A 10,397-nucleotide genomic window follows, 5' to 3' on the forward strand; every position below is an offset into this window, starting at 1 on the left:
AGCTTCAAACTGATTAATGGAGAAATGTTCTTTTTGAATTCCGTTAAGCTTATATATATTATTGACACTGTCTGCAGTAATACCAAATTAAACGTATGTAATACTAAATCATACAAAAATTGTCACAATCATAACAAGGAGGAAAATCAATGCATATACCAGATTCATTTATGCCGCTATCCCAGGCACTTGTTTACTGGGCAATAGCGCTTCCATTCATTTTTATGTCCTTCAGGTGGGCACGAAGAGATATGGATGATATGAAAATACCAATTCTTGCAGCTTTATCTGCAGGAATTTTTGCAATACAGGCACTGAACATCCCTATAGGAATGGGAACCAGTGGCCACATGGTCGGAGCTGCACTTGTAGCCATAATCTTTGGAAGTCCTTTTGCCGGAGTTCTTGTACTGACACTTGTATTACTGGTACAGGGAATCGTGTTCGCTGACGGAGGAATTACTGTAATGGGTGCCAATATCCTGAATATGGGTGTCATCTCAGGCTTTATAGGCTACTACTCATTCGTCGCACTCAGAAGTAGAAAGATCGACATCAAGATCGCAGCATTTTTCGGTGCATGGCTGGGACTCTTTGTATCAGCTATTGCAACAGCAGTAGAAATGAGCATTGCAGGTACATTCCCGCTTGTACCGGGACTCGTTGCAATGGGAACATTCCACTTTGTCATAGGCATCATTGGAGAAGGACTAATTACCGCAATTGCTATTGCAGCCATCGCAAAAGCACGTCCTGACCTTGTAGACAGCAAGATCACAGAAGGTTCAAAGGAGGCAACATTGTGACAAGCCAGAACATGAAACTCCTGTACGCAGGAATTGCCATCGCACTCCTGATATCAGTACTTGCACCATTCCTTGCATCTCCAGACCCAGACGGTCTGGAAAGTGCTGCTGAAAGTGTTATTGATGAAGAAAGATTCGCTGAACTCGAAGAAGCAGAACCTGCAATCGAATCCCCTATGCCTGATTACTCCATAGAAGGACAGGGAAAACTTGGTGAGATCGTTGCTATTTCCGCAGGAACGATAGCTATCCTTCTCATAAGCTTTGGACTTGGAAAAGTCCTGAAGGCAAACAAAGCTAACTAAAAAAGTTCAGATCAAAGGAGGAGATCACTCCTCCATTAACCTTTTTTATATCTTTTTTTAAATTACAAGACTTTCACAAGGATAGGCTCTCCGTCATCCACCGCATCCATAATGCTGTGGGCAATGGCAGAATTGCTTCTGACCTTGACATCACCATGACGACCAACTGTTGCAGTGAACAGGTAATCATCGCCTGCATATATCTCAACATCCTGTGAAGCGATCTCAGGAACGTTCAGTATCACATGCTTCTTTGTGTGCTCGATGGTAGGGCGGTAGCTGCTTCCTGAGAACCTGTTACGATCTCCTCCTTTGCTCTTGCTCTTAGTCGTACGACCCTGTTCCTTGAGCTCACGCACATCGATATGGACACCTACGATCCTCTCGATCTCATCGATCACCGCACCGCTCTTACCGATCACCTTTGAGATCTCCTTTTCGAAAACCTTCACAACAGCACTTGTGTCGGAGACCATTTCGACCTCAACCGGACCACTGGTATAGCGCTGGACAACATCCCTTATCTCGCTCTCCGCAAGGGACCAGACAGGTTTCCTCTCCCCGCCTGAAGTAGATATGGGCATGACGACAACCTGCTCACCGAAGGTATATATCTCAAACTCCGGTGTTGAGGTCTCAAAATCGGAAACTACAATAACAGGTCTTGCAAGATCGTCCTCCATCATCCCTGAAGGCACCTTTACTGTAAACTCAAGGGTCTGCACCTGGGCAACCTCTCCTTTGTCAATAAAGATAACCGTATCTACAACCTGTGGAATAACACCTAACTCCACCCTGCCGATGAGCCTCTGGACAGCATCGATGGCACGATTGGCATGCACCACACCGATCATACCGACGCCTGCAAGCCTCATGTCCGCAAATATCTCGAAATCACGGGTCTTGCGGACCTCATCGTAGATAGTATAGTCAGGCCTTACAAGCAACAGAACGTCTGCGGTCTTTTCCATGCTTCCCTCAAGGGGTGCATACTGTGTGATCTCCCTGGGAACCTGCAGGTCCCTTGGGGACTCCATTGTCTTTACGACGTAATCGTGTTCATGCAGGAAAGTGGCAACTCCTGCTCCGAATGTGGACTTGCCCGCTCCCGGAGGACCAGATACCAGAATTCCACGCTGTCCAAGTATCCTCTCCTTGAGCTTATCGCCCAGACGGTACTCATCCAGCTTTACCGAGGCTACAGGGCGTACTGCCGTGATCTCTACATCATCTGAAAATGGAGGGTTTGAGATAGCTATTCGCATGTCCCGGATCTGCAGTACGGTAGCACCGTTAAGTGACATCTCGATAAAGGATTCAGGGTCGGCACGTGCACGTTCAAGAAGCTCACGTGTTATCTCTTTCAATTCGCCTGAAGTGCAAGGTGTATCCCTTATTTCCACGAATTCCACATTCCTGATGGAACCGCGTTTGCCCATTGGAACAACTTTGTTCTTCAGGTGTACGGACATCGTGTCGTCAGTAAAGAAATCCTCAATATGAAGAGTAATGAACTCGGCCTTTCTAGGTGGAAGGTACTCCACGTCCATTCCCTTTGCCACAGCAACATCATACTGCACCCTGTCCCCTGTTACAAAAGTGGCACCTGCTTCTTCTGCACAGGAACGGATTATGGCATCCACAGCGCCCTCCCGGGCATATTTTCTCTCTTCTATTGTCGGACGCTCACCGATGAAAGATATATCTATAAGTCCCTCTTTTGCCATTTCCTGCAGCTGCTTTAGCTCATCAAGCCCTTTGTTGCCGATCTCAAGCCCGCGGTTTGCCTGTGATTCAAGTTCTGCTACCATGGCCTCAGGAATGATTATTGAAACCCCTTCATATCCCCCTTCAGCGATCATTTCAGATACAAGACCATCAATAATGACACTTGTATCCGGAACTACCCTTGTTATCTCTTTTTCTTCCATAAAGAGAACTACCGTTCAAAACTATTTAACACAACTGACAGAAGAACAAGAAAGGATAGCAGTACAGGAGAGAAACGTATTCAGAAAAAGAAGATCAAAAGGAACAAGAATAGTTCCTCGAAATACTGCTCATGGGATATTAGTAGACCTCATCGGGATCAAAGACCTTTTCCCCAACAACATCTCCTTCGATATTGCGGTAGAAACATGACCTGTGGCCGGTGTGGCATGCTCCGCCTTTCTGTTCGATCTTCATTACGATCGCATCCATATCGCAATCCACCAGCATCTCGTGTACTGTCTGCATGTGACCGGAGCTTTCTCCTTTCTTCCACAGTTTCTGCCTGCTACGACTCCAGTAGTGAGCGATACCGGTCTCAATGGTAAGCTTGAGGGACTCCCTGTTCATGTAGGCGACCATCAGGACCTCATTGGTCTTATCATCCTGCGCAATTGCTATGATAAGACCATTGTCATCATATTTGAGATTGTCAAGATCTAGCATACTGATCAATTAATAGACATACTATAACTATAAAAACTAAGAGGAATCAATATGTAGTGATAATAAATTTGGTGTGTAGAAACTTCATTAGAACATTTTTTTGCATACATGACAAGGTGAAAGCATGGATTACAGTTTCGATGGATCAGGGGGTTACAGGGTTCCGACGGGTTTGGTAGGACTTGACGTTCAGCTTGGGGGAGGAGTCCCTCCGGGAACTACCATATTGATACTTGCAGAACCCGGCGCAAGCTCAGAGTTATTTGCACAGCAGTTCGTTTATGGGGGACTGTTGAACAACGAGGAAGTCTACTATTTTTCTGCAGAACACCCAATTCCGGAAATAATTGAGGATATGAAGAACTTCGGATGGGATATTGACGAATATGTAGAGAACGGGAAAATGGATTTCATTGATGCTTACACCTTAAGGTTCTGTAATATACTGCCAAAAGGAATTGCATGCAGCCTCTCAGCCAAGGATTTCCTTAAGCAGAACGCTGATACGATGAACCAGTTGAAGGCATCCACCTCCAAAGAGAGAAAGGGACAATACAGGGGTGTCATCGATTCAATATCATATTTCCTCAGGTCCTATGACATGAAAACGGTCACTGAAGCTATTGAATACATATCTTCTATCGGGAAGCTGACAAATGCCGTTCAACTTATTCTTATGACCGGTGGAACACACGATCCAAAAGTTGAGAACGGGCTCAAAAGCATTTGCGACGGCGTCCTTGAATTCCGCATGAAAGAACGTGGAAGCGAGATAGAGAGAACGATACTGGTACGCAAGATGAGGGGAATGATCCCTCCTGACAAGACCATTTCATATAATATCACTAACAAAGGAATTGAACTGGAAACTACGACCAGAGTTCTCTGATCGTCTTGTAGTGGAGAAATTCCAGATACTGCAATAACAAAATGGTTGATGAGAATGAAAGAAAAACTTGCCGAACTCCTGACAAACATATTTACAACTTCCGGCCACAATGTTACTGAATCTGACACTGTGGACCTGATCGTAGAGAAAAACGACCACAAGACATTGATTCTGCTTGCAAATAAGCCTGATCCTGCACAGATAAGGAATTTTGCAGACCAGGTACACGGTGATACAGGACTATATGTAACCATGGAGAAAATGGAGACGGAACTCCGTGAATATGCAACACATGTAGGCCTTATCACATGGGACCGTGACGAACTTGCTCTCCAGATAGGAAAAGCTGTAATCGCTGACCTTGAAGGAAACGCTGCAGATCTCCATCTTGTGGCTTACGACATCGACAGGAATGCTGTTCCTGCTGAGGAAGGTCCGATCAGTGGCCCTGGTTCAGGAAGCTTCGAGGTAACTGCCGACAATAATACTACTATTTTTGCATCAGCAGAGCCTTCAGTACAAACTGCTCCACAGGCGACTGCACAGGAAGATCAGGGTTTCAACATATGGGGAACTTCCCCTGAGATGCAGCAGGCAGCTACAACGGGAAATTATCAGCAGGAAGAGAGGTCCTTTGTGGAACCGCCTGTTACAGCAGTGCCTGAACCACAGCCTGCCTCATGGCAGACACCACAGCCACTTCCATCAACACTTGACCTTCGCACCGCACCGATAAAGTTGCAAAAAGAAAGGGCTGCGATGATGGCAAAGTCCGAGATAGGAATGCCTGAGGACGTTGTTCTCAAGTTCGTACCTTTCTGGAACTATGCATATGCGGTCAAGGCAGAACACAGGTTCAAGAACAAGGTCATTGACATTTCCGGCCAGGGCCAGGGTTGCCTTAATGCACTCAACGGTAATAAGGAGCAGCTGGAAATTCACCAGGTGACCGACAGCCTGACACTTCCTGATGATAACTACGAGATCAAAAGCAAGATGATCGACCAGAAGGAAGCTGAAAGTACGCTCATATCGAACATTATCGAGGAATACACAAAGGATGTGCGTTTCAACAATGTGGTCGGCGAGGCTATGATATCCGAACACAAGCTGTTCAAGCCATCCATGGATGATATAAGGTTCAAGATCGAGCTGGTATATGTTCCTATATGGGAAGTAAAGGGTTCAAGGAACTCCATGGAGATCAACGCATATACACAGGAGATACTTACAAATCCTGTAGATGACGATGTTGAATTCATGTGAATTATTGTTCGTAACTACCCGAACATATATATAGACGAAACTTGTATATAGAGACCACCGCATTAATTGATTTCAGAAAGTTAACGAAAAATGGAGTGATAAAGAATGATCGAGATAACAGATGTTGCTGCAACAGAATTGAAAGCATTGCTCGAAGCTGAGGACAAACAGGACCATGCTCTGAGGATCTTTGTTGCAGGTATGGGATGCAGCGGCGTCCAGTACGGAATGGCACTCGACAACGAGATCAAGGAAGAGGATGTCACCGTCGACAGCAAGGATGTTAAGATCGTAATGGGCCCTGATATCAGCGAACAGCTGGAGAAAGCAACCATCGATTACATCGAGACAGATGGCGGCAAAGGATTCATCATCGATAACCCAATGGCTGCAAGCGGATGCAGCAGCTGCGGTGGCAGTTGCCACTAAGAACAAGGTATTTAATTAAGTAATACCATCCTACGCGGTAGTAATTAAAAGGTGATCATATGATTCCAGGTATGGGCGGAAGGGGCATGAACCCCAAAAAGGTCAAACAGATGATGAAACAGATGGGCATCAACATCGACGAGATAGAAGATGTGGAACAGGTCATCATAAGGACCGCGGACAAGGATATAGTATTCAATGACGCAAGTGTAAGCATAATGAATGCACAGGGAGTTGACACATATCAGGTAACAGGTACTCCTGAAGAAGTACCACGTGAACTTGCAATCCCTGAAGATGATGTGAGACTTGTGGCAGAGCAGACCGGTGCAAGCGATGAAGCTGCCCTTGAAGCTCTCAAAAATGCTAACGGGGATCTGGCAGAAGCAATTCTTGCCCTTTCCGCATGAACCCTTAAAGGGTTCTTCTTTTTTTATTTCTCCCTAAACAGGGAATATTCAGAAGATTATTAGAATTATATTTATACAGTCCCCCATATAGCTATCCTTATTGACATAAAGGGAAAAGTATAGACATGGCAGGGGACACAGCAGATAACAACCGTGAACTATTAGCTACAAGGATCGGGTTCCTGCTTGTTTCTGCAGGGTGTGCCATAGGGCTTGGAAACATCTGGCGTTTCCCTTTCATTGCAGGAAAATATGGTGGTGGTGCCTTTGTTGTCGTTTACCTAGCATTTCTGCTCATTCTCGGATTACCTATACTGATAATGGAATTTGCTACCGGAAGAGCAGGCAGGCAGAATATTGCAGGTTCCATGCGTAAGCTGGAACCAAAGGGAAAAAGATGGCACCTGTTCGGCTACATCGCTATTATAGGGAATGTTGTCCTGCTTATGTTCTACACTACGGTTGCAGGTTGGGGACTTGCATATTTCTATTACATGGTCAAAGGCAGTTTTATCTATCTCGAACCCTCGGAAATAGGTATTTTCTTCGACCTGTTCATGGGAAGGACCATGGAGATGATAACATGGATGGCACTGGTAGTTGGTCTTGGTGCATTCATATGCTCAGTTGGTCTCCAAAAAGGGGTTGAGCGGACCGGTAAGGTGATGATGTCAGGGCTTTTCTTTATCCTGATAATACTTGTAATTCGTTCTGTCACCCTTCCGGGTGCTGCTGAAGGTATCAGCTTTTATCTAGACCCGGATTTCTCGAGCCTTAGCTGGAAAGGCATCTATGCAGCCATGACACAGGCATTTTTCACTTTGAGCGTAGGAGTTGGTGGCATGACCATCTTCGGAAGCTACATCAATAAAGATCATTCCCTTACAGGAGAATCCCTGAAAATCACGTTTCTTGATACTTCCATAGCACTCATGGCAGGACTTATGATATTTCCAGCATGCTCTGCATTTGGTGTTGATGTGGGCTCCGGTCCGGGATTGCTCTTTGTAACTCTACCTAACGTTTTCAACCAGATGCCTGCAGGTATTTTGTGGGGAACCCTCTTCTTCCTGTTCCTTGCCTTTGCTTCAATGTCAACTGTGATGGGGATCTCTGAAAATGTAATAGCTTTTTCAATAGATGAATGGGGATGGGACAGAAAGAAGGCCTCTCTGCTAACAGGAGCTTCGATATTCATTTTGTCAATACCATGCTGCCTTGGGTTTGGACCACTCAGCTGGTTCCAGCCTTTTGGAGAGGGAACATCCATCCTTGATCTGGAGGATTTCATCTTTACTAACAACATCCTTCCGATAGGTGCCCTTACACTGGTTCTGTTCTGCAGTTATAGTTTCGGATGGGGATGGAATAATTTCATCCAGGAGACCGATTCCGGTAAAGGGGTTAAATTCCCAACACAGGCAAGACCGTACATCAAATACATCCTTCCACTGATCATAGTTTTCATACTTGTCAGAGGATGGATAGGTACACTGTCATAAAAAAGAATAAAAGGAAAAAAGGTCAGTATTCAAGTTCAAGGGACTTCAATACTGAATGATATTCATCAACTGGCATCCGTGAGTAAAATGCCCGTTTGACGACCTCGCTCAGGGAAGGATGAATATCCATTCCATGAACGATAGGGGCTACATTGACTCCCGGAGTGTTCATGAGAGTTATCATCTGGTGTACAAGAACCGAAGCCTGTGGTCCGATTATGTGTGCACCAAGCAAGATGTTGGTGGAGTTATCAATTATGACCTTGACAAAATAATCCTCAAGGGCCATGGCCATGCCTTTTCCTGTATCCTCGAACCGATGGAAACCGATGGAAATATTATCTTTTCCGTAATGCTCCACAGTCTCTGCTTCTCCCATTCCCACACCTGCGATCTCCGGATAAGAGAAGATGGCATGTGGTACTGCATGATAGTCAACACTGATATCGCGATCAAGAACCGAGTTCTGGTATGCAACAGTGGACTCATAGTTACCTACATGCTTGAAGAGATATTTACCATTGGCATCACCAAAGGCCCAGACATTGGGACAGCTCGTTTCCATGTGGTCATTTACTATTATCCATCCCTTCTCATCGATCTCAACATTTCCTTTTTCAGGATGAAGGATATCGGTGTTCGGACTTCGCCCGGTAGCCACAAGGATCTCATCGGCAAGTATTTCTTTTTTCTCACCGGTCTGCCTGTCTTTTGCCATGACCATCTTTCGGTTACCAGAAACCTGAACCTCTTCGACCTCGTGGTCCGTAAGGATGGTCATGTACTTTTGCATCTTCTTCTTTGCAAGTTCACTGATCTCCGGTTCTTCCTGGGCAATGATCCTGGGACTGCGTCCGATTATGGTAACATCTGAACCCATTGCAGAGAAGAAATGGCCGTATTCGGCAGCTATGTAACCGCCACCTATGATAGCAAGGCTCTTTGGCAAGGATCTCAGTTCCAGGACACTATCACTTGTGATATAACCGGCATCTTCCAGGCCTTTAACCGGTGGGATCATGGGTCTTGAACCTATGCTCAGGTAGATCATCTTAGAAGTGATCGTCTCATCGCCGACCTTAAGCACATATGGTTCCACGAACTCAACAGTATCCTCATAGTAATCCATCTTAGGACTTGAAGAGAGCCCATCGTGGATCATATCAATATCCTGCCCGATGGATGATCGCATCCTTTCCATGATAAAATTGAAGTCAATGCTCCTGATCTCAGCATCAATGCCGAACTTGTCTGCTCTCCCGATCTCCCTTACAAGTTCTGCAGGATACAGTAGCATCTTGGAGGGAATACAGCCCCTTGTCAGACATATCCCCCCAGGCTTGTCCTTGTCGATGATCGCTACTTTCATCTCCGGGTTATCCTGCATCATCACCCCAATATAGTTCATACCTGAACCGCTGCCTATCACTATTAGATCATACTCTTTCATTTGCACACCCCAAGCTATAGTATAAAGATATTATAGATGCTCCTTTGTTATATATGGTGCTCTTTGAAAAAAATGACCTGAATTAGAAGCGGCAGGAACAAACTATTCTAAAGATTCCAGGTGAAAATATCTCAAAATTAATTCCCTGAAATGAACTTCAGCTTGTCCTTGACAAGAGCTTTCAGCTCCTCAAGGTCATTGCATTCATTTATTTCATCAGATGTGATCAGCAGATCAAGCTTGTTGTCCCTTTGAAGATATACGCATGGGAATGAAGCACCAGGATAATTGAACTGTTCATGGAACTCATCCTTGTGCAAAAAGACCACCGGAACAGGCAGGTCGTTCATAAAGGACTTCCATTCGCTCTTCATACCTGTATTACCATAAGTTATAGCACACAGATTACATTCATAGCTAGCTGGAGACACTATCTTATGGACATAATCTTTCATTTCATTGACCAGACCGCTGTCTGCATTGTATACAAAAACAATTGAAACTTTGCTCATAGAAACCCCGAACCCCTTTAATAAGGAATTAGGAACCAATATAATATAACTTTAGCCAGATCAGCGCTTCTGCATTCGCCAGATCGGCGCTTCTGGAGCGCGCGTCCCTTTCGCGTTGCTCAAGGGGACTTTGTGTAATCTTTCGTTCGAGCGCGAGTAGGCATTGAGATAGAGAATATACTCTGAGCAGCAATGACGTCGATCTTTAGATCAAATTGGAGCGCAGGATATAGAAAAGTGCGATCATGTATGGTTACATATCATAGATTCTTAAAAAAAAACAAACTCAAAGCTAGTGAGTGTAGATCAAGTAAAAGAAAAGGGTAATAGAGTGAGCAAAGCAGCGATGTAGATTTCCCAAGGACTCTCGTACCTCAGTACAGTAAACAACG

The 10,397-nt window shown here is 45.0% G+C and carries 11 protein-coding genes; 7 read left to right on the forward strand and 4 right to left on the reverse strand.

The features are described from left to right. Positions 1 to 149 precede the first annotated feature (149 nt). Together cbiM and WOA13_RS09885 are read left to right on the forward strand one after the other, a co-directional pair. Positions 150 to 806, forward strand: a complete 657-nt coding sequence (gene cbiM, locus WOA13_RS09880) for a cobalt transporter CbiM (protein ID WP_342127725.1) — start codon at positions 150 to 152, stop codon at positions 804 to 806. Then, positions 803 to 1,111, forward strand: coding sequence for a PDGLE domain-containing protein (locus WOA13_RS09885; RefSeq protein WP_342127726.1), 309 nt, complete (start codon positions 803 to 805; stop codon positions 1,109 to 1,111). Before cbiM ends, WOA13_RS09885 begins: the two co-directional genes overlap by 4 nt. Before the next feature lie 62 nt (positions 1,112 to 1,173). Here the strand turns inward: WOA13_RS09885 and WOA13_RS09890 are convergent, their stop codons facing one another. Continuing rightward, positions 1,174 to 3,042: a PINc/VapC family ATPase gene (locus WOA13_RS09890; RefSeq protein ID WP_342127727.1), complete on the reverse strand. Its 1,869-nt coding sequence runs from the start codon at positions 3,040 to 3,042 to the stop codon at positions 1,174 to 1,176. 139 nt (positions 3,043 to 3,181) lie between these two features. Further along, positions 3,182 to 3,547, reverse strand: coding sequence for a phosphoribosyl-AMP cyclohydrolase (hisI, locus tag WOA13_RS09895; protein ID WP_048204348.1), 366 nt, complete (start codon positions 3,545 to 3,547; stop codon positions 3,182 to 3,184). A gap of 124 nt (positions 3,548 to 3,671) precedes the next feature. Here hisI and WOA13_RS09900 point away from each other — a divergent pair, with 124 nt between their 5' ends. The 5 genes from WOA13_RS09900 to WOA13_RS09920 all read left to right on the forward strand — a co-directional run bounded on the left by WOA13_RS09900 (position 3,672) and on the right by WOA13_RS09920 (position 8,043). Further along, positions 3,672 to 4,436 (forward strand): RAD55 family ATPase, encoded by a 765-nt coding sequence (locus WOA13_RS09900; RefSeq protein ID WP_342127728.1) that lies wholly within the window; start codon positions 3,672 to 3,674, stop codon positions 4,434 to 4,436. A 54-nt stretch (positions 4,437 to 4,490) separates the two neighbouring features. After that, a complete protein-coding gene (locus WOA13_RS09905) occupies positions 4,491 to 5,702 on the forward strand; it encodes a hypothetical protein (RefSeq protein WP_342127729.1) in 1,212 nt (403 codons plus the stop codon). Between the two features lie 105 nt (positions 5,703 to 5,807). Then, positions 5,808 to 6,131, forward strand: coding sequence for a HesB/IscA family protein (locus WOA13_RS09910; protein WP_342127730.1), 324 nt, complete (start codon positions 5,808 to 5,810; stop codon positions 6,129 to 6,131). Positions 6,132 to 6,190: 59 nt separating this feature from the next. Further along, on the forward strand, positions 6,191 to 6,541 hold the full coding sequence (locus tag WOA13_RS09915; RefSeq protein WP_342127731.1) for a nascent polypeptide-associated complex protein: 351 nt from the start codon (positions 6,191 to 6,193) through the stop codon (positions 6,539 to 6,541). Positions 6,542 to 6,666: 125 nt separating this feature from the next. Further along, entirely contained in the window at positions 6,667 to 8,043 is a 1,377-nt protein-coding gene (locus tag WOA13_RS09920) for a sodium-dependent transporter (protein ID WP_342127732.1), read from the forward strand. Positions 8,044 to 8,065: 22 nt separating this feature from the next. On the opposite strand, the gene WOA13_RS09925 is transcribed toward WOA13_RS09920, so the two are convergent. Both WOA13_RS09925 and WOA13_RS09930 read right to left on the reverse strand, forming a co-directional pair. Next, positions 8,066 to 9,493 (reverse strand): dihydrolipoyl dehydrogenase, encoded by a 1,428-nt coding sequence (locus WOA13_RS09925; protein ID WP_342127733.1) that lies wholly within the window; start codon positions 9,491 to 9,493, stop codon positions 8,066 to 8,068. A 137-nt stretch (positions 9,494 to 9,630) separates the two neighbouring features. Then, positions 9,631 to 10,005, reverse strand: coding sequence for a hypothetical protein (locus WOA13_RS09930; protein WP_342127734.1), 375 nt, complete (start codon positions 10,003 to 10,005; stop codon positions 9,631 to 9,633). Positions 10,006 to 10,397: the final 392 nt, after the last annotated feature.

The sequence above is a fragment of the Methanococcoides sp. LMO-2 genome (assembly GCF_038432375.1).
Taxonomy (GTDB): domain Archaea; phylum Halobacteriota; class Methanosarcinia; order Methanosarcinales; family Methanosarcinaceae; genus Methanococcoides; species Methanococcoides cohabitans.

What these genes read in the sequence shown, in the direction of transcription:
- cbiM (WP_342127725.1), top strand. Translation starts at nt 150, where the DNA reads ATGCATATACCAGATTCATTTATGCCGCTATCCCAGGCACTTGTTTAC.
- WOA13_RS09890 (WP_342127727.1), bottom strand. Translation starts at nt 3,042, where the DNA reads ATGGAAGAAAAAGAGATAACAAGGGTAGTTCCGGATACAAGTGTCATT.
- hisI (WP_048204348.1), bottom strand. Translation starts at nt 3,547, where the DNA reads ATGCTAGATCTTGACAATCTCAAATATGATGACAATGGTCTTATCATA.
- WOA13_RS09900 (WP_342127728.1), top strand. Translation starts at nt 3,672, where the DNA reads ATGGATTACAGTTTCGATGGATCAGGGGGTTACAGGGTTCCGACGGGT.
- WOA13_RS09905 (WP_342127729.1), top strand. Translation starts at nt 4,491, where the DNA reads ATGAAAGAAAAACTTGCCGAACTCCTGACAAACATATTTACAACTTCC.
- WOA13_RS09910 (WP_342127730.1), top strand. Translation starts at nt 5,808, where the DNA reads ATGATCGAGATAACAGATGTTGCTGCAACAGAATTGAAAGCATTGCTC.
- WOA13_RS09915 (WP_342127731.1), top strand. Translation starts at nt 6,191, where the DNA reads ATGATTCCAGGTATGGGCGGAAGGGGCATGAACCCCAAAAAGGTCAAA.
- WOA13_RS09920 (WP_342127732.1), top strand. Translation starts at nt 6,667, where the DNA reads ATGGCAGGGGACACAGCAGATAACAACCGTGAACTATTAGCTACAAGG.
- WOA13_RS09925 (WP_342127733.1), bottom strand. Translation starts at nt 9,493, where the DNA reads ATGAAAGAGTATGATCTAATAGTGATAGGCAGCGGTTCAGGTATGAAC.
- WOA13_RS09930 (WP_342127734.1), bottom strand. Translation starts at nt 10,005, where the DNA reads ATGAGCAAAGTTTCAATTGTTTTTGTATACAATGCAGACAGCGGTCTG.